The following is a 22,762-nucleotide window of genomic DNA, read 5'->3' as shown; positions in this document are numbered from 1 at the left end:
CCGAGGACGCCGGCGCCGGGCGAGGACGACGCGGTCAGCCGGCGTAGAGCCGGAACCCCGCCACCCGCCGTCCGCCCGACCGGGGGGACGGCGCCGTCGCCATCTCCACCTGCCGCCGGGCCTGCTCCTCGACCGGGTCGTCCGACAGCGCCGCCAGGTAGCGCCGGTGCTCCAGCAGCGAGGCCACCGCCCGCTCGACGACGTCCTCCACGTCGACCACGTGCGTGACCCCCACCGGCGTGGCGACGGCGACCCAGCGCACGCCCGGCCAGGGCTCCTGGTCGGCGAGCTCGGGGAAGATCCACTCGTTGGCCGCGTCGCCCACCGCGTCGAGCACCGACCGGCCCAGCGCCCGGTGGTCGGCGCTGTTCCAGTAGCCGGGCGCGACCTCGGGCGGCGTCCAGGTGTCACCGAAGTGCATGGTGACCACCAGCTCCGGGCGGTGCCGCCGGATCGCCGCCGCCAGCGAGCGGCGCAGCTCCGGCCCCTCGGCCAGCCGGCCGTCCGGGTGCCCGAGGAACTCGACCACCGACACCCCGACGGTCGCCGCGGCCCGCCGCTGCTCGGCCTCGCGCAACGGCCCGGCCTCCGCCGGCGGCAGCCCGGCGATGCCGGCCTCGCCGCTGGTGGCCAGCACGTAGCGGACGTCGCGGCCGGCCGCGGTCCACGTGGCGACGGCGGCCGCGGGCCCGTACTCGATGTCGTCGGGGTGCGCGACGAGCACCAGCGCACGCTCCCAGTCGTCGGGCAGGGGCTCGAGGGGCGGCTCGTCGGTCACGGCTCCGGAGTCTGTCAGCGGGCGGCGACCCGCAGCAGCACCTCGGCCAGCTCGGCCGGCGCGCTCACCATCGGGTCGTGCCCGGTGGCGAGCCGCACGACCTCCCACCCGGGCTGCGAGCGGACGAGCTCCTTGGCCGGCTCGACGGTGGCCAGCGCCGGGCTGGTGCAGTCGACGTAGGTGCGCGGGCGGGCCAGCCAGCGGTCGAGGTCGAAGGACACGGGGTCGTCGTAGACCCCGCCGGGCTGGGGCGTCTGCCGCCGCGCCACCCACTCGGCGTCGGTGCCCGACAGACCGAACGCCGAGGGCGGCGGAGGCGGCAGCGACCCGGAGCGCTCGATCGCCGCGCGCCGGGCGGCCTGCACCTCCGGCGGGTTGCGGGTCGACCAGCTCTCCCCCGGCAGCGGGACGACGCCGTCGACGTAGACGAGCGCGCCGACCTCCGTGCCCAGCCGGTCGGCGACCCCGGTGACCACGACGCCGCCGTAGCTGTGCCCGACCAGGACCGCGCCCGCGCACTCCTCGGCCCGCACCGCGGTGACGACGTCCTCGACGTGCGTGCCGAGCGTGACCGCCGGTGAGAGCTGGTGGGCCCGCTCGCCGAGGCCGGTCAGCGTCACCGTCACCACGCGGTGCCCGGCCGCCCACAGCGGCGGCAGCACCAGCCGCCAGCTCCACGAGCCGTGCCAGGCCCCGTGCACCAGGACGACGTCGGTCATCGGCCGCGCGCCACCCTCAACGCCGCCGCGATCATCGGCGCCTGCAGCGGCAGGCGGACGGCGGCGACGGCCAGCGCCCGCGGGTCCCCCCGCGCGACCCGGAACTGGTGCAGGTGTGCGGGCACGAACCCGGTGAGCAGCCCGGCCGCCGACCAGCCGCCGGCCCGCCGCGTGGGCGGCGCGGTCAGCAGCGCGGCGGTCACGATCTCCGCGACGCCGCTGCCGAGCACCCAGGCGCGGGCGTTCCCCAGCTCCGGCGGCACCAGCCACTGGAAGACCCGCGGCCGCACCAGGTGCAGCACGCCGGAGCCGCCGAGGGCGGCAGCGAGCCAGGTCGCCGGGGCGGGGAGTCGCACGGGGTCACCGTAGGCTCCGCGCTCGTGTCCGCCGCCGACCTGCTCATCGCCGCAGCGGTGGCCCTGGGTGCCGGCGCGATCAACTCGATCGCCGGTGGCGGGTCGCTGATCCTGTTCCCCACCCTGGTCGCGCTCGGGCTGGGCACGGTCGCGGCCAACGTCACCAACTCCGTCGCCCAGTGGCCCGGCTACCTCGGCGGGATGCTGGGCTTCCGCCGCGAGTACGCCGGCCAGCGCGGGCGGATGGTCCGCCTCGGCCTGGTCTCGGTGCTCGGGGGCACGGCGGGCAGCGTCCTTCTGCTGACGACGCCGAGCGAGGCCTTCGACGTCGTCGTCCCCGTGCTGGTGCTGCTGGCCAGCCTGCTGCTCGCGCTGCAGCCGCTGCTCACCCGCCGGCTGCGCGACCGGGACGACGGCGCCGCCCGCGATCCGTGGTGGCTCTACCTGGCGCTGTTCCTCGCCACCGTCTACGGCGGCTACTTCGGCGGGGCGCTCGGCGTCATCCTGGTCGGCGTCCTCGGCACGGCGCTGCACCGGCTGCCGCTGGCCAACGCGCTCAAGTCGGCGCTGTCCGCGGTGACGGCGACCGTCACGCTCGTCGTCTTCGGCCTGTTCGGGCCGGTGGCGTGGGCGGTCGTCGCGGTGGCCGCCCCGGCCAGCCTGGTCGGCGGCTTCCTCGGCGCCCGGGTGGCCACCCGCATCCCCGCGACCCCGCTGCGGGTGCTCATCGTGACCTTCGGCGTCGCGGTGTCGGTCTACCTGTTCACCCGGATCTGACCGGACGGGACGACACGCCCTCGCGGGACGGGTGTGACGGAGGGGTCCACCCGGTGCCCCGGACGCGCGTGTGCGCCCGGGGACGACGAGCCGGTGTGCCTAGCGTCACGGCATGCGCAACGACCCCGCCCGCGTCCAGCAGCTCCACCTCATCGCCGCCGCCCGTGCCGCGGCCGTGCGGCCCACGACCCCTCAGCAGGTGTCCGACATCGTCCGCGTCACCACCGACGACGAGGTGGACACCCGGACCTTCCGCGCGATCGTCGCCGACATCTCCGCCGACGTCCTGCGCTGAGCCCGCCAGGCGTGGGGGGGAGGCGGTCCGTCACTCCCCACCGCGGCCGGGCTCGCCGATGGCGATCATCGCCTCGACGGCGCGGCGCGCACGGGCCGCGGTCTCCGGGTCGACGTCGACCGCGCCCTCGCCGGTGCGCAGGGTGTGCAGCAGCTTGGCCGGGGTGATCATCTTCATGTAGCGGCAGGCCGCGCGGCTGTTCATCGGGATGAAGTCCGTCCCGCTGTTGAGCGCCCGCAGCTGGTGCAGGATGCCGACCTCGGTGGCCACCAGCACCTGCCCGGCCGTCGTCGTCGCGGCCTGCTCGACCATGCCGCCGGTGGACAGCACCCGGGTGCGCTCGGCCGGCAGGTCGCCGTGGCTGACCAGGTCGAGCACCGAGGTGGTGCAGCCGCACTCGGGGTGCACGAGGATCTCCGCGTCCGGGTGGGCGGCGACCTGCGCGCGGACGTCGGCCGGGCTGATGCCGGCGTGCACGTGGCACTCCCCCGCCCACACGTGGACGTCCGACCGCCCGGTGACCCGCTTGACGTGCGCGCCGAGGAACTGGTCGGGGCAGAACAGGATCTCGCGGTCCGCCGGGATCGACCGGACGACGTCGGCGGCGTTGGACGACGTGCAGCAGACGTCGGTCTCGGCCTTCACCGCGGCCGTGGTGTTGACGTAGCTGACGACGACGGCGCCGGGGTGCTCGGCCTTCCACTCGCGCAGCTGCTCGGCGGTGATCGAGTCGGCCAGCGAGCAGCCGGCGTCGTGGTCGGGCAGCAGCACGGTCTTGTCCGGCGAGAGGATCTTCGCCGTCTCGGCCATGAAGTGGACGCCGCAGAAGACGATCTCGCGGGCGTCGGTCTGCGCCGCGACCCGCGACAGGTACAGCGAGTCGCCGGTGAAGTGCGCGACGTCCTGGATCTCGGGCACCTGGTAGTTGTGCGCGAGCACCACCGCACCGCGCTCGTCGGCGAGCCGGCGGACCTCCGCCGCCCAGCTCTCGTACTCGGCGGGCGACAGGGTGCGCTCGTCGCCGGCGACGGTGGGGGTGGCGGGCGCGATGGTGGCGGTCACGGGGCTCCTCGGAGTGCGGGGGGCTCATCGTCCCCGCCTCGCCGGCGCGGGCGGTGCGGGGGTGTCCGGTGCAACCCGTCCGCGCCCGGCGCGCTTCCCGCTCAGCGCCGCACGTCGTAGACCAGGTGGGTCACCCGGCTGCCCTGCACGACCTGCGGGTCCTCGAACGCGATCTCCGGCGGCCCGCCGGTGCCGAAGTAGGGCCGCCCCGAGCCCAGCACGACCGGGACCAGCGCGAGCACGACCCGGTCGACCAGGCCCGCGCGCAGTGCCTGCCCGCCGACGTCCCCGGCGCTGACCGTGACGTCCCGGTCGCCGGCCAGCTCCCTGGCCCGCGCGACCCCGGCCGGCACGTCGGGCGCGAAGGTGAAGGGCGCCGTGCCCGCGTGCGGCCAGTCGTCGGCCGGCCGGTGGGTGACCACGACGACGTGCTCGCCGTTCGGCGGCACGCCCGCCCAGCCGCCGGTGATGTCGAACAGCCGGCGCCCGCACACCATGGCGCCCACCCGCGTCGCCAGGCCGGTCAGGAACTCCGTCGTCGGCGGCGTCACGCGGAACGGCCGGTCGGGGTCGCTGAAGGTCAGCTCGACGTCGCCGTTGCCGTACCAGTCGAACAGCGGCCCGGGCAGGTCGTCGTCCCGGGCGACGTACCCGTCCACCGACACCGCCGCGAACAGCACCACCCGGCCCATCGCCGCGCTCCCTTCACCTGGGTCCGTGGCAGGGCAGACCGGCCCGGCACCCGCGCCTCATCGGTCGCGGGCGGGCGGGGTCAGCGCAGGTGCGCGGTGTCGTTCACCAGGCGGACGGAGTGCCGGCCGTCGCTGGACCAGGCGACCGTCGACAGCGACGCCGCGCCCAGGAACAGCCGGTGGACGACGGCGTCGTCGACGTCGAGGCCGGCCGCCAGCAGCAGCTTGATCGGCGTGACGTGGCTGACCAGCAGCACCGTGCGCCCGCGGTGCTCGCGCAGCACCCGCGCCCGGGCCCGGGCCACCCGGCGGCTGACGTCGGCGACCGACTCGCCGTTCGGCGCCGGGACGTCGACCTCGGTGAGGACGCGGCGGGCGGCGAGTGGGTGCTGGGCGCGGGCCTCGTCGGCGGTGAGCCCCTCGAGGTCGCCGAAGTCCATCTCGACCAGGTCGTCGTCGACGGTCACCGGCAGGCCGAGGCGGGCGGCGACGATCTCGGCGGTCTCCCGCGTGCGGCGCAGCGGCGAGGCGACGACGACCTCGACGCCCAGCCCGGCAGCGCGCTCGGCGGCCGCCTCCGCCTCGGCGCGCCCCACGGCCGACAGCGGCAGGTCGTTGCGGCCGCTGAACCGGCGCTCGGGGGTGTGCTCGGTCTGCCCGTGCCGCAGCAGGTGCGTCACGGTGGTCACCGCGGGCGCGCGCTCCGGCGCCGGCTGGACGTCGTCGGCCCTGGTGCTCGGCTCGGCGGCGACGTCCCGGTGGACCGGCTTCCCGTCCATCGCGCTGTTGGCCAGCGCGTCGGCGGCACCGTTCTGCGCGCGCGGCACCCATGTGTAGCGGACGCTGCCCAGCTGCCGGGCGAGGTCGCGGGCCTGCAGCGCGAGCTTCTGCATGTCGGGGTGCTTGACCTTCCAGCGGCCCGACATCTGCTCGACGACGAGCTTGGAGTCCATCCGCACCTCGACGTCGGCGCCGGCGTCGAGGTCGAGGGCGGCCTGCAGCCCGGCGACCAGCCCGCCGTACTCGGCGACGTTGTTGGTCGCCCGGCCCACCGAGGCGGCGCGCTCGGCGAGCACCCGCCCGGTGGCGGCGTCGCGCACCAGGGCGCCGTAGCCGGCCGGGCCCGGGTTGCCCCGCGACCCGCCGTCCGCCTCGACGACCAGCCGTCGGCCGCTCACAGCCCGGACTCGGCGGTGCGGACCAGGATCCGGCCGCAGTTCTCGCAGCGCACCACCTCGTGCGGGTCGGCGTTGCGCACCGCGGCGAGCTCGCGGCCGTTGAGCTCGATGCGGCAGCCCTGGCACTGGCGGGCCTTGAGCACCGCCGCGCCCGTGGTGCCGGTCTGCGTGCGGATCCGGTCGTACAGCGACAGCAGCGCGTCGGAGACCCCGCCGGCGACCTCGGCCCGCGTGGCCTCGTGCCGCGCGGTCGAGTCGGCGACGTCGGCCAGGGCGTCGTCGCGCAGCTGCTCGGCGCGCTCCCGGTCGGCGACGGCCGAGGCCCGGCCCTCCTGCGCGGCCACCAGTGCGGCGTCGGCGGTCTCCCGGCGCTCCATCAGCTCGAGCACCTGGTCCTCGAGGTCGGACTGCCGCCGCGCCAGCGACTGCAGCTCCGACTGCAGCGAGGTGATCTCCTTCGGCGTGGCCGCGCCGGAGTCGATGCGCGACTGGTCGCGCGCCGCCCGCTGCCGGACGGTGTCGACGTCGGCCTCGAGCCGCTTCTGCTCGCGGTCGAGGTCGCGCACCTCGGTCTCGGCGCGGACCACCGCCTCGGCGAAGGTGCGCTCGGCCTCCGCCGCGGCCTCGACCGCGGCGACCTCGGGCAGCGTGCGCCGCCGGTGGGAGAGCTGGGTGAGCGCGACGTCCTCGTCGGCCAGGGCCAGCAGCTTCTGCTGCTCGAAGTGGTCGGCCTTCACCCGCTCAACCTACCGGGACGCGCTGCTCACCCCCGGCTGCGCGCCGCCCCGCCCGTCCCCGGCGGGGCGGACTCCAGCGGGTCGGGCAGGTCGCGGAAGGTCGGGTCCTCGCGCTCGGCGGTGTAGTCGGCCTCCGCCGTCCCGTCGACGCCGTCGGGCACCTTCGCCGCGCGCAGCGCCACGGTCACCAGCACGGTGACGACGAGGTTGACCAGCAGCGCCAGGAAGCCGGCGTAGACGCTGGACTGCACGTCCAGGCCGAGCTTGGCCAGCGCGAACGACGACCCGCCGAAGTGCTCCCGGACGACGCTGCCGTCCGGCCCGAGCCGCTGGACGTTGTAGAGCATCAGCAGGCCGGCGGCCATCCCGGCCACCCAGCCGGCGATGAGCGCACCGCGGTGCAGCCACCGCGTGTAGAGGCCCAGCGCGACCGCCGGCAGCGTCTGCAGGATGATCACGCCGCCGATCAGCTGCAGGTCGATGGAGAACTGCGGGTCGATGAACAGGATCGCCGCCACTGCGCCGACCTTGACCACCAGCGAGGTGATCTTGGCGACCTGGGCCTCCTGCCGCGGGGTCGCGTCCCGCTTGAGGAACTCCTTGTAGATGTTGCGGGTGAACAGGTTGGCCGCCGCGATGGACATGATCGCCGCGGGCACCAGCGCGCCGATGCCGATGGCGGCGAAGGCGATGCCGGCGAACCAGCTCGGGAACATCTCCTGGAACAGGACCGGGACGATCGTGTTGCCGTCCTCGCCGATCGGCGTGACGCCCGCGGCGATCGCCATGAAGCCCAGCAGCGCGATGAACCCCAGCGCGAGGCTGTAGACCGGCAGCGCGCTCATGTTGCGCTTGAGCACGTCGCGGTTGCTGGCGGCGAGCACGCCGGTGATCGAGTGCGGGTAGAGGAAGAGCGCGAGCGCCGACCCCAGCGCCAGCGTCGCGTAACCCAGCTGGCCGGTGGCCGGGAGCAGGACACCGGCCCCGGTGCCGGCGGAGAACTTCTCCTCGGCCGCACCGAAGATCGCGTCCCAGCCACCCAGCTTCGTCGGGATGACGATCACCGCGACGATGATCGTCAGGTAGATCAGCGTGTCCTTGACGAACGCGATGAGCGCCGGCGCCCGCAGCCCCGAGTTGTAGGTGTAGAGCGCCAGGATGACGAACGCGACGATGAGCGGCAGCTCGCCCTCGACACCCATCGCCTTGAGGATCGCCTCGATGCCCACCAGCTGGAGGGCGATGTAGGGCATCGTCGCGACGATGCCGGTGAGCGCGACCAGCAGCGCCATCCCCGGCGAGTCGAACCGGGCGCGGACGAAGTCGGCCGGCGTGACGAACCCGCGCACGTGGCTGACCGACCACAGCCGGATCACCACGAGGAACACCAGCGGGTAGATCACGACCGTGTAGGGGACGGCGAAGAACCCGGCCGCACCGGCACCGAACATCAGCGCCGGCACGGCGACGAAGGTGTAGGCGGTGTACAGGTCACCGCCGAGCAGGAACCAGGTGATCCAGGTGCCGAAGCTGCGGCCGCCCAGGCCCCACTCGTCGAGGTGCATGAGGCTCTCCGCGCGCCGCCAGCGGGAGGCGACGAACCCCATCACGGTGACGACGAGGAACAGCACGATGACGATCGTCAGCTCGACGACGTTGACCCCGTCCACGGCTCAGCGCTCCTGGTCTCGGGTGGAGGTGGGTCGGGCGCCGTCGCGCTCGACGGCGGCGCGGGCGGCGGCCCGCTCCTGCGGGGAGCGACGGGTCGCCCGGTACACGAGGACGGTGGTCAGCACGCCGAGGGCGACGAAGGCCAGCTGCAGCCAGTAGAACAGCGGCCAGCCGAACAGCGTCGGCTCGACGTGGTTGTAGAGCGGCACGATCAGCGGCACCACGATCGGCACGAGCAGCAACCAGTTCCAGGGACTGCGGTCGCTGCGCACGGGCGTCCCGCCCCGCGCCGGCCCGTCCACGGGTGGTCTCGATGAGCTGGCCATCGCCGGCCTCCTCCTCCCGGGGCCGCACCCCGGACCTCAGCCCGCCGCGTGCGCGGCCGGCTCCCCGTTCCTCCCGGTGTGCACGGTCCAGGGGTCGGTGCGCCGTCGCGAGACGGCCGCGTCGACCCTGCCGGACAGGTCGGTGACCAGCACCTTCGCCGCCACCGGCACCCAGGGCCACTCGGTGGCGAAGTGTGCCACGTCACACAGTGCCGGACCCCCGTCCTCGAGCGCCTCGGACACCGGGTGGTGGCGCAGGTCACTCGTCAGGAGGACGTCGGCGCCGGCCGCCGCCGCCGCGGGCAGCAGCGAGCCGCCGCTGCCGCCGCAGACGGCCACCGTGCGCACCGGCCGGTCGGGGTCGCCGGCGGCCCGGACGCCGCCCGCCGTGGCGGGCAGCACGGCCGCGGCGTGCGCGGCGAAGGCGGCCAGCGTCGTCGGCTCGGCCAGCGTGCCGACCCGGCCCAGCCCCTGCCGCGAGCCGGGGGCGACCGGCTCCAGCGGCCGGGTGGCCTGCAGGCCGAGGACGGCGGCCAGCGCGTCGTTGACGCCCACCTCCGCGGCCCGGTCGGCGTTGGTGTGCGCGACGAAGAGCCCACAGCCCGCGCGGACCAGCCGGTGCACCAGCCGCCCCTTCGGGTCGTCGGCGGGCACGCCGTGCACCGGGGTGAGGAACAGCGGGTGGTGGGTCACCAGCAGGCCGGCGCCGCGCTCGACCGCCTCGTCGACGACGGCGGCGACCGGGTCGACGGCGACGAGCACGCGCTCCACCGGATCGGCGGGGTCGCCGCACACCAGCCCGACGGCGTCCCAGCTCTCGGCCAGCGCCGGGTCGTAGCGGGCCTCGAGGGCGGCGACGACCTCGCCGAGGGTGGCGGTCACGGCCGCCGACCCTAGGTGGCCCGCGCCATCACCACGCGCCGGCCGTGCGCCGTCAGCCCCAGGGCCGCCTCGTGCGCGACCAGGGCCGCCAGCTCCGGACCCGGGTCGGCGAGCTCGGCGAACCCGCGGGCGGCGTACCAGGGGCCGTTCCACGGCACGTCGGCGTAGGTGGTCAGCGTGAGACGCCGCGCACCGCTCGCGCGGGCGACGTCGACGGCGGCAGCCAGCAGCGCCGTCCCCAGGCCCCGCCGGCCGGCCGAGGGGTGCACCGAGAGCTGCTCGAGGTGCACGTCGCCGTCGACCCGCTCGAGGACGGCGAACCCGGCGACCGGGCGCCCGGCCACCAGGACCCGCCAGGCGGCGGCCCGCTGCTCCGGCGTCTGCGGCGGCGGCAGGTCGGTGGTGCCGAGCGGTGCGAAGAGCGCATCGGCGGCGGCCTCGACCTCGGGCAGGCGGGCGAGGTCGGCCGGCTCGGCGTCCCGCACGGTCTCGTCCACGCCGTCATGCTGCCGCGGCCGCCGCGCCCTCGACCAGCGGCTGCCCGATCCCCTGCGGTGACAGCTGCCCGGTCGACGCCTCGTGCACCCAGCGCGGATCTCGCGGCACCTGGTCCGCGCTGCGTGCACACCCCGTGGGCGGGCGCCGCACACCCAGGCTCCGACCTCACCGCAGCGCGTCCGACCTCACCGCAGCGCGTCCGACCTCACCGCAGCGCGTCCGACCTCACCGCCCACCGTCGGGTCGGACACGCGACGATCAGGTGACCTGATCGTCGCGGCCGCCGGCACCCGGGGCACCGCCGGCACGCGACGCGACGCGCGCACGACGCGGACCAGCACCGACGGCGCCATCAGACTGGGCGGCGGCGCCTCGAGGTTGGCCACCCGCAGGAACGCCGTCCCGACCGCGGGGTCGACGGCGGCCGCGCGCTGCACCCGGGCGACGTAGCCGTTGAGCAGCCGCGTGCGCCGGTCCACCGGCCCGGGGACGCCGGGGAAGCGCCGGTCCCCGCCGGCCGCGATCTGCCACGGGACGTCGACGACCGGCGCGCACGCCCGCCAGAACTCCTGGGCCAGCGAGGGCCGGTCCAGTCCACCGCGGAGGACGTCGCGCAGTGCGAGCGCCTCCAGCGCGGCCACGGCCATCCCCTGCCCGTACACGGGGTTGAAGCTGCAGACGGCGTCGCCGGTGACCAGCAGCCCCCGCGGCGACCGCGCCAGCCGCTCGTAGCGCCGGCGCACCGACGCGGGGAACCGGAAGCGCCGTGGCTCGCCGAGCGGCACGGCGGAGCGGATGACCTCGTACAGCGCCGGCGAGGGCAGGCTCGCCGCGTAGGCCTCGAACCCGGCGGGGTCCAGCGGCGGCCGGTCCCCCAGGATCCCGCCGAGCCCGCAGATCCAGCGGTCCCCCTCCTGGGCGAGCAGGACGCCGCCCCGCGGGTTGTCCGGCGTGCCGGCCAGGGCGATCCCGAGGGCCCCGTCGAGATGGCCGGGCTCGCGGCGGTAGAGGCGCGTGGCGTAGGCGACGTCCACCTCGACCCGCTCCTCCTCCGGCGGCTCGAAGCCCGACGCGGCCAGCCACTCCGGCGCGCTGGACTGCCGTCCGGAGGCGTCGACGACGAGGTCGGCGTCCCACCGGCGGAGCCCGTCGCCGCCGGGATCGTCCCGGTCCAGCCCCGCGACGCCGGTCACCCGGCCCGAGGCGTCGTGCACCAGGGACCGGACGTCGACCCGCTCACGGACACCGATCCGCGGGTCGGCCAGGACACGGCGGCGCACCTCCCGCTCGAGCAGCGGCCGGCTCACCATCAGGCCCTCGAGCCCCGACGTGGCCGCGGCCATCGGCAGGCCCTGGCTGATCCAGCGGAAGTCCGCCTGCATGTCGCCGGGGACAGCACCCCGCGCGACGAGGTCCGCGGTCAGTCCCGGCAGCAGCTCCTCCAGGGCCCGGCGGCCGCGCGCGAGCAACCCGTGCGCGTGCGCGGACTGCGGGGCGCCGCCGCGCGCGACGGCGTCCTCGGGCAGGGTGTCGCGGTCGAGCACCACGACCCGGCCGACGTGCTCGGCGAGGACGCGGGCCGCCAGCAGGCCGGCCATGCTCGCGCCGATGACGACGGCGGTGCCGTCCTCGCCGCCGGTGGGAACGGTCATCGGTACCTCCCGGTCGCGCCGGCCCTCCCCGGGGCGGCTCCTGACCGACCAGAGGCCGCTCCCTCGTCGCCTGATACGCCGACCGGACCGCCACCGCGGCACGTCCTCCCTCACCGCAGCGCGTCCGACCCCACCGCCCACCGTCGGGTCGGACACGCGATGACCAGGTGACCTGATCGTCGCGGCCGCCCCGCAGCCCGGGTGGCAGGCTCGGGAGCGTGGCGGAGAGGGCCCTGCGGGCGCCGGCGTGGCTCGAGGAGCTGGTCCGCACCACTCCCCCGCCGATCCCGTGGCGCGACGTCGCCCGGTTCGCCGTCGCGGTGCCCGCGCCGCTGGCCGTCGCCCTGGTCCTCGGCGGCTCCAGCGCGCTGGGTGCCGGCGTCTTCGCCACCACCGGGGCGCTCGCCGCGACCCTCGCACCCCAGGCGGGGCCGTTGCGCGAGCGGCTGCGCCGCACGGCCGCCGCGGTCGGTCTGGGCGCGGTCGGCCTGGTCGCCGGGCAGTACGCCGCCGGCGGCGGCTGGCTGCCGGTGCTGGTGGTCGCCGCGCTGTCGGCCGCGGCCGCCGTCATCAGCGCGGTGAACTCGGCCATGTCGCTGGGCGCGCTGCAGCTGCTCGTCTACACGGCGCTGGCGTCGGGACTGGTCACCCCGCTGTCGCAGGCCGCCGAGGTGGCGTTCTTCTTCGCCGGCGCGGCGTGGGCCACGCTCGCCACCCTCGTGCAGGCCGCCACGGAGCCCAGCGACCCCGACCGCGCCTCGGTCGCCACGGTGTTCACCCGCCTCGCCGGTCTGCTCACCGCCGTCGGGACCGAGCGCACCGACGACGCCCGACGCGACCTGACCACCGCCCTCAACGCCGCCTACGACCGGGTGATCCGCACCCGCAGCCTCGCCGCCGGCCGCAACCGGGAGCTCGCCGAGCTGGCCGGGGTGCTCAACGCCGCCGCCCCGCTCGTCGAGGCCACCGTGGCCGCAGCCCGCACCGGCGTGCAGGCCGACCCGCACGACGTGACGGCGGTGCACGCGCTGGCCGCCGCGGTCACCGGCACCCGCGCACTGCCCGCCGAGCGGCCGCCCGCGCTGGAGGAGGGGCCCGCCGTCCGCCGCGCGGTGCGCCACGGCGTGCGGCTGGCCTGGACCGTCGTCGGCGACCCCGAGGAGCGCGCCGGCGCCGCGGTCGCGCCGGCGCGGCCGCCCTGGCGCGAGCGGCTGCGCGACCTCGCCGACCGCACCCTCGGCAGCCCCGACACCCGCGACTTCGCCGTCCGGCTGGTCCTGTGCATGTCGATCGCCGAGGTCGCCCGGCAGCTGCTGCCCATCGAGCGGCCCTACTGGGTGCTGCTCACCGTCGCGATCGTGCTCAAGCCCGACTTCGGGTCGGTGTTCACCCGCGCCGTGCAGCGCGGCGCCGGCACGCTGCTCGGCGTCCTCATCGGCTCGGTGCTGCTGTCGGTCCTGCCGCGCAACGGCTGGGTCGTCGTCGCCATGGCCGTCGCCGCGGGGCTGCTGCCGTGGGCGCGCGGGGCGAACTTCGGCCTGTTCTCCGTCTTCCAGACGCCGGTGATCATCCTGCTGCTCGACCTCGCCGTCCCCGGCGGCCCGGGGCTGGTGGGCGCGCGGCTGGTGGACACCCTCATCGGCTGCGCCATCGTGCTGGTCGCCGGCTACCTGCTGTGGCCGCAGACCTGGCGCGCGCCGCTGGACGAGGCGCTGCGCGCCGCGGTGCTCGCCCTCGACGGGTTCGTCGACGCCGCGTTCGGCGACGACCCGACGCTGCGGCGGCGGGCCCGGCGGCGCGCCTACCGCGCGCTGACCGAGCTGCACACCCAGCTGCAGCGGCGGCTGGCCGAGCCGCCACCGATCAGCACCCGCGCCGCCGCGTGGTGGCCGGTGATCGTGCAGCTGGAGCGGACGGCGGACGCGGTCACCGAGGCGGTCATCGCCGTCGGCGGCGGGAAGCCGGCGCCCGACCCCGCGCAGGTGGCGGTGCTGCGCAGGGCGCTGTGCGAGCTGGAGGACGACGTCCGGGCGCACCGGCCGCCCGACGACGCCGAGATCCTCGCCGACGGCGTGCTCGCCCCGGTCGCCCGCGAGGTCGACGCCGCCCGCCGGCTGGTCCGCGACGCCGCGCCCGGCCGCCGCCCGGAGGCCGCGGCGCCGGGCGGCTGACCCGTCCTCCACCGCGCGGAGTCGCCGGGGTCCCGGGCCTGCGCTGTCATGGACCGGTGCCCACCGCCCCCGGCAACGCCTCCCCCGTCCCCCGCCAGCCCGGTCCGCCGCCGCCCGGCTCACGCACCGTGCGCACCGACGACGGCGTCGACCTGCACGTCGAGGTCGACGGCCGCGCCGACGCGCCGCTCACCGTCGTGTTCAGCCACGGCTTCACCGCCCGGCTCGGCGAGTGGGACCTGCAGCGCGACGCCGTCCGCGACCGCGCCCGCGTGGTGCTGTGGGACCAGCGCGGGCACGGCCGCTCGGGCTGGGCGGACCCGAGGAGCGCGACCATCGACCGCACCGGCCGCGACCTGGCCCAGGTGCTCGACGCCGTCGTCCCCCGCGGACCGGTGGTGCTGGCCGGCCACTCGATGGGTGGCATGACGGTCATGGCGCTGGCCCGGCAGCGGCCGGAGCTGTTCGGCAGCCGCGTGGTCGGCGCCTTCCTGCTGGCCACCTCGGCCGGCGGGCTGGTCGCCTCCGGGCTGCTGGGCACCGTGGTCGGGCTGATGCGCCGGCTCCGGCTGCTGCCGCTGTACCTGTGGTGGCTGCGGCTGCTCGCGCCGACCCTGGAGCGGTTCCGGCGCCGCGGCACCCGCATCGGCCGTCACTACATGCGCCGCTACCTGTTCGGCCGGGACGACGCCACCCCGGAGGCCGTGCGGCTGGTGCAGGACATGCTCGAGGAGACGCCGCTGCCGATCACCATGGCCTTCTACGGCACCTTCCTCGACCACGACGAGACCGCGTCGCTGCCGGTGCTGGGCCGGGTGCCGGTCACCGTCGTCGCCGCCGAGTACGACCGGCTGACCCCGGCCGCGCACGGCCGGCGGTTGGCCGAGCTGATCGGCGACGGCGCCGAGCTGGTCGTCGTCCCCGGCGCCGGGCACAGCGTGAACCTCACCCGCACCGCCGTCGTCGACCGCGCGCTGCTGGACCTGCTCGACCGGGTGGAGGCCGCCGGCCCGGACGCCGCCCGGCAGGCGGGGTGAGCAGCGGCACGCCTAGCGTGTCCGGCACCACACGACCGTGCGTGCGGTGACCGGTCCGCTGGTCACGCCACCGGACGGCACCGTCCCGACCATCGAGGAGCGACCGTGGACCGCCTGAGCGCGACCGATGCCGGCTTCTACTACGCCGAGAGCGAGGACGCCCCGCTGCACGTGGGCTCCGTGGCCGTGTTCGAGGGACCGCCCCCCTCCTACGGCGACCTGGTGCGGCTGCTGCTGAGCAAGATGCCCCTCGTCCCGCGCTACCGGCAGCGCGTCCGGCGGGTGCCGCTGGACCTCGGCCGGCCGGTGTGGGTCGACGACCCGCACTTCCAGATCCTCTACCACGTGCGGCACACCGCGGTGCCGAGGCCCGGCGGCCCCGAGCAGCTGCGCAACCTGGCCGGCCGGGTGCTCGGCCAGCGGCTGGACATGGCCAAGCCGCTGTGGGAGGTCTGGCTGGTCGAGGGCCTGGAGGACGACCGCTGGGCGATCATCTCCAAGGTCCACCACTGCATGGTCGACGGCATCGCCGGCACCGACCTGATGCAGGTCATGTTCGACCTCGACCCCGACGCCGAGCACGGCACGCCCCGCGACTGGACGCCGCAGCGCAGCCCCTCGGGCGTGGGCCTGGTCGCCGGCGCGCTCACCGAGAGCGTCACCGCACCGCTGCGCCAGCTCACCGCCGGCCCGGCCGCGGTCACCGGCGGCGCGAAGGGCCTGGTCAGCAGCGCCCGGGCGGCCGCCTCCGCGCTGCCGGCGCTGGCCCGGCAGGCGCTCACCCCGACGGCCCGCACGCTCACCGGCCCGATCGGGCCACACCGGCGGTGGGCCTGGGCCGACGCGGAGTTCGCCGAGTTCAAGGCCGCCCGCACCGCGCTCGGCGGCACGGTCAACGACGTCGTCCTCACCGCGATCACCCGCGGTTTCCGCGACCTGCTCAAGGGCCGCGGCGCGCTGGGCGCCGACACCGTCGTCCGCACGATGGTGCCCATCTCGGTGCGCCAGGAGGGCGAGCGCGGCTCCCTGGACAACCGGGTGACGGCGGTCTTCGTCGACCTGCCGGTGGGCGTGCCCGACGCCCGGGAGCGGCTCGCCGCCATCCGCCGGCAGATGGACGAGCACAAGCGGACCATGCAGGCCGTCGACGCCCGCTCGATCATCGCGATGGGCGACTTCATGGCCCCGACGATGCTCGCTCTCGGCGTTCGCGCCTCGATGCAGGCCGGCCAGACGTGGTGCCAGGCGGTGACCACCAACGTGCCCGGTCCGCGGGTGCCGCTGTACCTGCTCGGCAGGCGGATGGTGTCGGCGCACCCCTACGTGCCCATCGCCGGCGGCACCCGCATCTCGATCGGCATCTTCAGCTACCTGAACTCGATGACCTTCGGGATCAACGCCGACTTCGACGCCTTCCCCGACGTCGACGTGCTCTCCGAGGGCATCCGCCGCGGCGTCGACGAGCTCGTCGCGCTGGCCGCCGAGCAGCCCGCGGCCGCCGCACGGTGACCGGCCCGGCGTCCCGCGCGCGGACCGGGTTCACCGCGCGGGACGCCGGGTAGCGGAACCCGGGTGACCGCCCCCGAGACCGACCTGACCGTCGCCGTCACCGGCCCCACCGGCACCTTCGGCGAGGGCCTGGTGCCGCTGCTGCAGGCCGACGAGCGCATCGGCCGCGTCGTCGGCATCGCCCGCCGGCCCTTCGACCCGGCCGCCCGCGGCTGGACGAAGATGAGCTACCGGCGCGGCGACGTCCGCGACGCCGACGCCCTGCGGGAGGCCTTCGCCGGGGCCGACGTCGTGGTGCACCTGGCGTTCCTCATCACCGGCAACGCCTCGCGCGACACCACCCGGGCGATCAACGTCGACGGCACGCTCAACGCCTTCCGCGCCGCCGCCGCGGCGGGCGCCCGCCGGTTCGTCTACGCCTCCTCGCTCGCCGCCTACGGCTTCCACCCGGACAACCCGGTCGGCATGACCGAGGAGTGGCCGGTGCGCCCGGCGTCCCGGCTCTTCTACGCCCAGGAGAAGGCGGAGCTCGAGCAGCTGCTGCACACCGAGGCGCAGGCCCACCCGGAGATCGCGCTGTACCTGCTGCGCCCGCCGGTGGTGCTCGGCCCGCACACCGTGGGCGCCAAGGACCTGCTGCCCGGCCCGCTGGCCCCGCTCGGGCGGTGGCTGGCCGAGCAGAGCACCCGGCGGCTGCCGGTCCCGGTGCCGGTCGCGGTGCCGGCCCTGCCGCTGCAGGTGATCCACGAGGACGACGTCGGCCAGGCGCTGCTGCGGTGCGTCGTGGCGGCCGGCCCGCCCGGGGCCTACAACATCGCCGGCGACGGCGTGCTCACGGTCGCCGACGTCGCCCGCGAGTACGGCGCGCTGCCGCTGCCGCTGCCGCCCGGCCCGGCGCAGTTCGCCGCGCGCGCGGTGTCGAGGCTGCCGTTCCTGCCGCCGGTGGCCGAGTGGGTGGAGGCCGCCAGCCACCCGGCGATCATGGACACCACCAAGGCCCGCGAGGAGCTGGGCTGGACCCCGCGCTACAGCGGCCTGGAGGCGCTGCGCGCCACGCTCCGCTCGAGGTGACCCGGGGCTACCGCGGCCGGTCGCGGGAGGGCAGGCTGCCCTCGCCGCCGTCCCGCGCCCGCGCCGCGGCGACCCCGCCGGACCCGTCCCGAGAGAGGTGCGCATGACCGAGGTGGTGGACACCGCCGTCCCCCGCATCGTGCTGACCGACGTCGGCAGCGAGGTGGAGCGCCGGCTGGTGGCCGAGGCGCTGCCGGACGGCGACGGCGTCACCGTGCTGCCGCTGAGCGGCACCGCCCTGGCCGGGCCGCTGGCGACCGCCTCTCCCGACACCGTGGTGACGGCGGTCCGGGTGGCCTGGGCGCCCCGCCGGGCTCCCGCGCCCCGCCCGGGCCGGTCGGCGCGCGGGCGGCTGCACGACGCCCGGCCCTCGCTGCGGCGCCGGCCGCCGGCGCCGCTGCAGGCCGCCGCGCTGCGCCGCGACCCCGAGCGGGCCCGCGTGGTGGTCGCCGAGCCGGCCACCGTGGCGGAGCTGACCAGCCGGTGGGACGGCAGCGGCTCGCTGGCCGGGTTCGTCGCCCACCAGGCCGCGCTGGCCCTCGACCGGGCCGAGCGCTCGGTGGTCGGCGACCGGGCCAAGGTGCCGCGCCAGGTCGTCGAGGCGATCGAGCACGACCCCGACTTCCGCCGCGAGATCGCCGCCCTCGCCGCGCAGCTCGACCGGCCGGAGGAGGAGGTGCTCGCCGAGGCGGTCGAGGACCTGGGCGGCCTGGCCGCCGCCATGGACCCGGTCGCCGTCGAGGTGTTCACCGGCCTGCTGCGGCCGGTGCACGCCCGCGCCTGGGACGTGCAGGCCGACACCGCCCGGCTCGACGACCTGCGCGAGCTCAACCGGCGCCACCCGCTGGTGTTCCTGCCCAGCCACCGGTCCTACGTCGACCCGCTGGTGCTCGCCGACGTGCTGGCCCGGCACGACTTCCCCCGCAACCACGTCCTCGGCGGGGAGAACCTCGACTTCTGGCCGGTCGGGGCCCTGGCCAAGCGCGCCGGGCTGGTGTTCATCCGCCGCAGCTTCGGCGACGACCAGGTCTACAAGCTGGCCGTCCGGGAGTACTTCGCGTTCCTGCTGGCCAAGCGGTTCAACCTCGAGTGGTACATGGAGGGCGGCCGCTCGCGGACGGGCAAGCTGCGCCCGCCCCGCCACGGGCTGCTGCGCTACGTGGCCGACGCCGTCGAGCGCGGCCGGGTCGACGACGTCTACGTCGTCCCCGTCTCGATCACCTACGACCAGCTGCGCGAGGTGTCGAGCATGGCCGCCGAGCAGCGCGGGGCGGCCAAGCGCGGGGAGGGGCTGTCGTGGATGGCCTCCTACATCCGCGAACAGGTGCGCACGCCGCTGGGCACGGTGCACGTCGGCTTCGCCGAGCCCCTGTCGCTGGCCGCCGCGCTGCGCAGCGGCGCCGACCCCACCGACCCCGACGCGCGCCGGCTGACCCTGCAGAAGGTGGCCTTCCAGGTCGCCGTCGGCATCAACGCGGTCACCCCCGCCACGGCGACGGCGCTGGTGACCCTGGCGCTGCTCGGCGTCCGCGACCGGGCCCTGACCCTGGCCCAGGTGCAGCGGGTGCTCGAGCCGCTGCTGGACTACCTCACCGAGCAGGGCCGCCCGCACTCCGGCGCGGCGCTGCGCACCAGCGGCGGCGTGCGGCGGGTGCTCACCGCGCTGGCCCAGCAGGGCGTGGTCACCGCCTACGAGGGCGGCGAGGAACCGGTCTACGCCATCGAGCGCGGCCAGCACCTGGTGGCCGCGTTCTACCGCAACAGCGCCATCCACCACGTCGTCGACCGCGCCATCGCCGAGCTGGTGCTGCTGCGCGACCCGGTCGACCGCTGGGAGGAGGCCTTCCGGCTGCGCGACCAGCTGAAGTTCGAGTTCTTCTTCCCCGAGCGCGACGCCTACCGCGACCGGCTGGCCGAGGAGCTCGCACTGCTGGACCCCCAGTGGGAGACCGCCGACGGCCGCGAGGTGCTGTGCCGCGCGCCCCTGCTGCTGGCCCACCGGGTGCTGCGGTCCTTCGTCGACGCGCAGCTCGTGGTCGCCGAGCGGCTGGCCGCCCGCGACCCGCGCACGCCGGTGGTGCAGGCCGACTTCCTCGCCGAGTGCAGCGGGGTCGGCCAGCAGATGCTGCTGCAGGGCCGGCTGCACGGGCCGGAGTCGCTGTCCCGCGAGCTGTTCGCCAGCGCCCTGCAGCTGGCCGCCAACCTCGACCTGGTCGACCCCGGCCGGGAGGACCTGGCCCGCCGGCGGCAGGAGTGGGCGGCTCAAGTCCGGGACGTGGTGAGCCGAGTAGGAGTGATCGACGAGTTGGACGCCGCGGCGCGGCGGGAGAACGTGGGGGTGGAGCCGTGACGGCCGACCAGGGGACGGCGACCGGCGGCGGGCTGGGCCGGCAGGCGGCGGCGATGGCGCGGTCGGGCGTCTGGACCGAGGAGCAGCTGATCGCCGACGTCGAGGCCGCGCCGCGCGGCCCGCGGGTCGGGGCGTTCTTCGACTTCGACGGCACCGTCATCGACGGCTACTCGCTGGCCGCCTTCGCCCGCCACCACCTGCGCTCGCTGCACGTGACCCCGGCCGCGATGGGCGAGCTGCTGCTCAACGGCCTGCGCGGGGTCACCACCGAGGAGGACTTCGAGCGGTTCACCGTGGCCGGCATGCGCGCCTGGGCCGGCCGCACCGAGGACGAGCTGGCCGAGCTGGGCGAGCGGCTGTTCGTCCAGGGCATCGCCGGGTCGCTCTACCCGGAGGCGTGGCGCCTGGTCACCGCCCACCTGGAGGCCGGGCACACCGTCGTCCTGGCCTCCTCGGCCACCCGCTTCCAGGTGGAGCCGGCCGCCCGCGCGCTGGGCGTCGAGCACGTGCTGGTCTCGCCGGTGGAGATCGTCGACGGCGTCTGCACCGGCCGCCCCGGGGGCCCGCTGCTGTGGCGCAAGGGCAAGGCCGAGGCGGTGCGCACCTTCGCCGCGGAGCACGGCATCGACCTGCTGCAGAGCTACGCCTACTCCAACGGCGACGAGGACGTCCCGTTCCTGCGCACCGTCGGCCGCGCCCGCGCGCTCAACCCCGGCCGGGGGCTGGCCGCCGCGGCCCGGCACAACTCCTGGCCGATCGCCCGCTTCCGCCGCCGGGGCAGCGCCTCCCCCGTCGACCTCGCCCGCACCGTGGCCGGCGTGGGCGGCATGTTCGGCGGCTTCGCCACCGGCCTGGCCGTGGGCGCGCTCAGCGGCTCCCGCCGCGAGGCGGTCGACCTGGGCATCACCCTCGCGGGTGAACTCGGCAGCGCGCTGGCCGGCGTCAAGCTCGACGTCCAGGGCGCCGAGCACCTGGCCACCCGGCCCGCCGTCTTCCTGTTCAACCACCAGAGCCAGCTCGACGTCCTCGTGCTCGCCAAGCTGCTGCGCGGCGGCTTCACCGCCGTGGCCAAGAAGGAGCTGGCGCGGACGCCGGGCTTCGGGCTGGCCTTCCGGCTGGCCGACGTCGCCTTCGTCGACCGCGGCGACCCGGCCCAGGCGCGCAAGGCGCTCGAGCCCGCCGTCGAGCGGCTGCGCGAGGGCATCTCGCTGGTCATCGCCCCCGAGGGCACCCGCTCGGCCACCCCGACGCTCGGCCCGTTCAAGAAGGGCGCCTTCCACGTCGCCATGCAGGCCGGCGTCCCGATCGTGCCGATCGTGCTGCGCAACACCGGCGAGCTGATGTGGCGCGGCGCCACCACGATCCACCCCGGCGTGGTGCAGGTGCGCGTGCTGCCGCCGATCCCCACCGACGGGTGGACCGTCGCGGACATCGACCAGCGGGTCGCCGAGGTGCACGACCGGTACCTGCGCACCCTGGCCAACTGGTCGGGCCGGGCCGAGCGGCCCGTCGTCTCGGAGGAGCCGACCGCCGACGCCGGCCCCCCGGTGCCCGCCCCGCCGCTGGCGTGGGGCAGCGCGCCGGAGATGAACCCGCTGGAGACGGCGATGTGGCGCGCCGAGGTGGCCGACCCGCGGCTGCGCGCCAACGTGGCGCTGCTCGAGCTGCTCGACCCCGCGCCGGACTGGGAGCGGCTGCGGGCCGCGCACGAGTGGGCCTCGCGGATGGTGCCGCGGATGCGCCAGCGCGTCGTCGAGCCGGCGCTCGGCATCGGCGCGCCCCGCTGGCTGACCGTGCCCGGGCTCGACCTCGACGCGCACGTGCAGCGCGTGCGGCTGGAGGAGCCGGGGTCGATGCGGCAGCTGCTCGACGTCGTCGGCGAGTTCGTCTCCGCGCCGCTGGACCGCGACCGCCCGCTGTGGCAGGCGATGCTGGTCGAGGGGTTGTCCGACGGGCGGGCCGGCTACGTGGTCAAGACCCACCACAGCACGACCGACGGGTTGGGGGCGGTGCAGCTGATGAGCCGGCTGCACAGCCGCACCGCCGAGCACGACCCCGCCCGCCCCGAGCCGCCGGTCCCCACCCCGGACGACGACGTCTCGCGCACCGCGCTGCTCACCGAGCAGCTGGTCGGCACGGCGCGCTCGGCCCCGCTCGCGGTGCTGCGCCGCGGCGTCGGGGCGCTGACCGCCGGCGCCCGGCCCTGGGACGCGGTGACCTCCGCGCTGGGGTCGGTGACCTCGGCCGGACGCACCCTCACCCCGCCCGGCCCCGGCTCCACCCTGCTCACCCCGCGCGGCGGCGACTGGCACCTGGAGGTGCTCGAGGTGCCGCTCGCCGACCTCAAGGCCGGCGCGAAGGCGGCCGACGGGTCGCTCAACGACGGGTTCCTCGCCGCGGTGGTCGGGGGCTTCCGCCGCTACCACCAGCGGCACGGCTCCCCGCTCGGCACGCTCGCCGTGGGCATCCCGATCAGCCTGCGCGCCCAGGACGCGCCGGAGGGCGGCAACCGGTTCACCGGCGCGCGGTTCCCCGCTCCGCTGGACGAGGCCGACCCCGCCGTGCGCATCCGGACCATCCGCGAGTTCGTGCTGTCGGTGCGCGGCGACACCAGCGGCTCCAGCGTGGTCACCGACCTGCTGGCCCCGACGCTGAGCTGGCTGCCCGCACCGGTCATCGGTGCCGTCTCCGGGCGGCTGACCAGCGCGAACGACGTCCAGGTGTCCAACGTGCCCGGGGTGACCCACCCGGTCTACATCGCCGGGTCGCGGATCGACCGGATGTACCCCTTCGGCCCGCTGCCCGGCTGCGCGGCGATGGTCACGCTGCTCTCCCACGAGGGCCAGTGCTGCATCGGCGTCAACGTGGACTCCGCCGCGGTGACCGACCCGGCGGGCCTGGTCGCCGACCTGCAGGCCGGCCTGGACGAGGTGGTCGCCCTCGGCCGCTGAGCACCGGCGGGCAGGTGTACGCACCGGCTGACGCGGTACTGGACCGTGAC

Annotated in this window: 20 protein-coding genes; 8 read left to right on the top strand and 12 right to left on the bottom strand. The window is 76.3% G+C overall.

Annotation, left to right across the window (positions count from 1 at the left end):
- Nucleotides 1-34 precede the first annotated feature (34 nt).
- From LY71_RS17125 to LY71_RS17115, 3 genes are read right to left on the bottom strand one after another with little or no spacing between them, the layout of a single operon-like run.
- On the bottom strand, nt 35-778 hold the full coding sequence (locus LY71_RS17125; protein ID WP_106279841.1) for a PIG-L deacetylase family protein: 744 nt from the start codon (nt 776-778) through the stop codon (nt 35-37).
- A gap of 14 nt (nt 779-792) precedes the next feature.
- Nucleotides 793-1,497 (bottom strand): alpha/beta fold hydrolase, encoded by a 705-nt coding sequence (locus LY71_RS17120; protein ID WP_106279839.1) that lies wholly within the window; start codon nt 1,495-1,497, stop codon nt 793-795.
- Nucleotides 1,494-1,853 (bottom strand): DoxX family protein, encoded by a 360-nt coding sequence (locus LY71_RS17115; protein WP_106279837.1) that lies wholly within the window; start codon nt 1,851-1,853, stop codon nt 1,494-1,496. Before LY71_RS17115 ends, LY71_RS17120 begins: the two co-directional genes overlap by 4 nt.
- A gap of 24 nt (nt 1,854-1,877) precedes the next feature.
- Between LY71_RS17115 and LY71_RS17110 the strand changes: the two genes are divergently transcribed.
- Nucleotides 1,878-2,630 (top strand): sulfite exporter TauE/SafE family protein, encoded by a 753-nt coding sequence (locus LY71_RS17110; RefSeq protein WP_106279835.1) that lies wholly within the window; start codon nt 1,878-1,880, stop codon nt 2,628-2,630.
- Between the two features lie 112 nt (nt 2,631-2,742).
- Nucleotides 2,743-2,925, top strand: coding sequence for a hypothetical protein (locus tag LY71_RS17105; protein WP_091110021.1), 183 nt, complete (start codon nt 2,743-2,745; stop codon nt 2,923-2,925).
- A 30-nt stretch (nt 2,926-2,955) separates the two neighbouring features.
- On the opposite strand, the gene nadA is transcribed toward LY71_RS17105, so the two are convergent.
- The 9 genes from nadA to LY71_RS17060 all read right to left on the bottom strand — a co-directional run bounded on the left by nadA (nt 2,956) and on the right by LY71_RS17060 (nt 11,623).
- Complete coding sequence (gene nadA, locus LY71_RS17100; protein WP_245887976.1) at nt 2,956-3,987, bottom strand: quinolinate synthase NadA; 1,032 nt, start codon at nt 3,985-3,987, stop codon at nt 2,956-2,958.
- 101 nt (nt 3,988-4,088) lie between these two features.
- Nucleotides 4,089-4,679: a dihydrofolate reductase family protein gene (locus tag LY71_RS17095; RefSeq protein WP_106279832.1), complete on the bottom strand. Its 591-nt coding sequence runs from the start codon at nt 4,677-4,679 to the stop codon at nt 4,089-4,091.
- Between the two features lie 80 nt (nt 4,680-4,759).
- A complete protein-coding gene (locus LY71_RS17090; protein ID WP_106279830.1) occupies nt 4,760-5,857 on the bottom strand; it encodes a bifunctional RNase H/acid phosphatase in 1,098 nt (365 codons plus the stop codon).
- Nucleotides 5,854-6,594: a zinc ribbon domain-containing protein gene (locus LY71_RS17085; protein WP_106279828.1), complete on the bottom strand. Its 741-nt coding sequence runs from the start codon at nt 6,592-6,594 to the stop codon at nt 5,854-5,856. Before LY71_RS17085 ends, LY71_RS17090 begins: the two co-directional genes overlap by 4 nt.
- Before the next feature lie 26 nt (nt 6,595-6,620).
- Nucleotides 6,621-8,264, bottom strand: a complete 1,644-nt coding sequence (gene mctP / locus LY71_RS17080) for a monocarboxylate uptake permease MctP (protein WP_106279826.1) — start codon at nt 8,262-8,264, stop codon at nt 6,621-6,623.
- Nucleotides 8,265-8,267: 3 nt separating this feature from the next.
- A complete protein-coding gene (locus tag LY71_RS17075) occupies nt 8,268-8,591 on the bottom strand; it encodes a DUF3311 domain-containing protein (protein WP_106279824.1) in 324 nt (107 codons plus the stop codon).
- A gap of 36 nt (nt 8,592-8,627) precedes the next feature.
- Nucleotides 8,628-9,473, bottom strand: a complete 846-nt coding sequence (locus tag LY71_RS17070; RefSeq protein ID WP_106279822.1) for a Nif3-like dinuclear metal center hexameric protein — start codon at nt 9,471-9,473, stop codon at nt 8,628-8,630.
- 11 nt (nt 9,474-9,484) lie between these two features.
- Nucleotides 9,485-9,970: a GNAT family N-acetyltransferase gene (locus LY71_RS17065; RefSeq protein WP_106279820.1), complete on the bottom strand. Its 486-nt coding sequence runs from the start codon at nt 9,968-9,970 to the stop codon at nt 9,485-9,487.
- A gap of 186 nt (nt 9,971-10,156) precedes the next feature.
- On the bottom strand, nt 10,157-11,623 hold the full coding sequence (locus LY71_RS17060) for an FAD-dependent oxidoreductase (protein WP_211297395.1): 1,467 nt from the start codon (nt 11,621-11,623) through the stop codon (nt 10,157-10,159).
- Nucleotides 11,624-11,841: 218 nt separating this feature from the next.
- On the opposite strand from LY71_RS17060, the gene LY71_RS17055 reads away from it, so the two are divergent.
- The 6 genes from LY71_RS17055 (at nt 11,842) to LY71_RS17030 (ending at nt 22,712) form a co-directional block, all read left to right on the top strand.
- The gene (locus tag LY71_RS17055; RefSeq protein WP_106279818.1) at nt 11,842-13,794 is read left to right on the top strand and encodes an FUSC family protein; all 1,953 of its coding nucleotides are present in this window, start codon (nt 11,842-11,844) and stop codon (nt 13,792-13,794) included.
- A 56-nt stretch (nt 13,795-13,850) separates the two neighbouring features.
- The gene (locus tag LY71_RS17050; RefSeq protein ID WP_245887975.1) at nt 13,851-14,831 is read left to right on the top strand and encodes an alpha/beta fold hydrolase; all 981 of its coding nucleotides are present in this window, start codon (nt 13,851-13,853) and stop codon (nt 14,829-14,831) included.
- Nucleotides 14,832-14,936: 105 nt separating this feature from the next.
- A complete protein-coding gene (locus LY71_RS17045) occupies nt 14,937-16,340 on the top strand; it encodes a WS/DGAT/MGAT family O-acyltransferase (RefSeq protein WP_106279816.1) in 1,404 nt (467 codons plus the stop codon).
- Nucleotides 16,341-16,403: 63 nt separating this feature from the next.
- Nucleotides 16,404-17,411 (top strand): NAD-dependent epimerase/dehydratase family protein, encoded by a 1,008-nt coding sequence (locus LY71_RS17040; protein WP_106279813.1) that lies wholly within the window; start codon nt 16,404-16,406, stop codon nt 17,409-17,411.
- Nucleotides 17,412-17,514: 103 nt separating this feature from the next.
- A complete protein-coding gene (locus LY71_RS17035; RefSeq protein WP_106279811.1) occupies nt 17,515-19,761 on the top strand; it encodes a glycerol-3-phosphate 1-O-acyltransferase in 2,247 nt (748 codons plus the stop codon).
- Complete coding sequence (locus LY71_RS17030; protein WP_106279809.1) at nt 19,758-22,712, top strand: wax ester/triacylglycerol synthase family O-acyltransferase; 2,955 nt, start codon at nt 19,758-19,760, stop codon at nt 22,710-22,712. Before LY71_RS17035 ends, LY71_RS17030 begins: the two co-directional genes overlap by 4 nt.
- Nucleotides 22,713-22,762: the final 50 nt, after the last annotated feature.

Source organism: Geodermatophilus tzadiensis (genome assembly GCF_003002915.1).
Classification (GTDB): domain Bacteria; phylum Actinomycetota; class Actinomycetes; order Mycobacteriales; family Geodermatophilaceae; genus Geodermatophilus; species Geodermatophilus tzadiensis.
The sequence above is the reverse complement of the archived record's forward strand: the minus strand, read 5'-3'. Positions and strand labels throughout refer to the sequence as shown.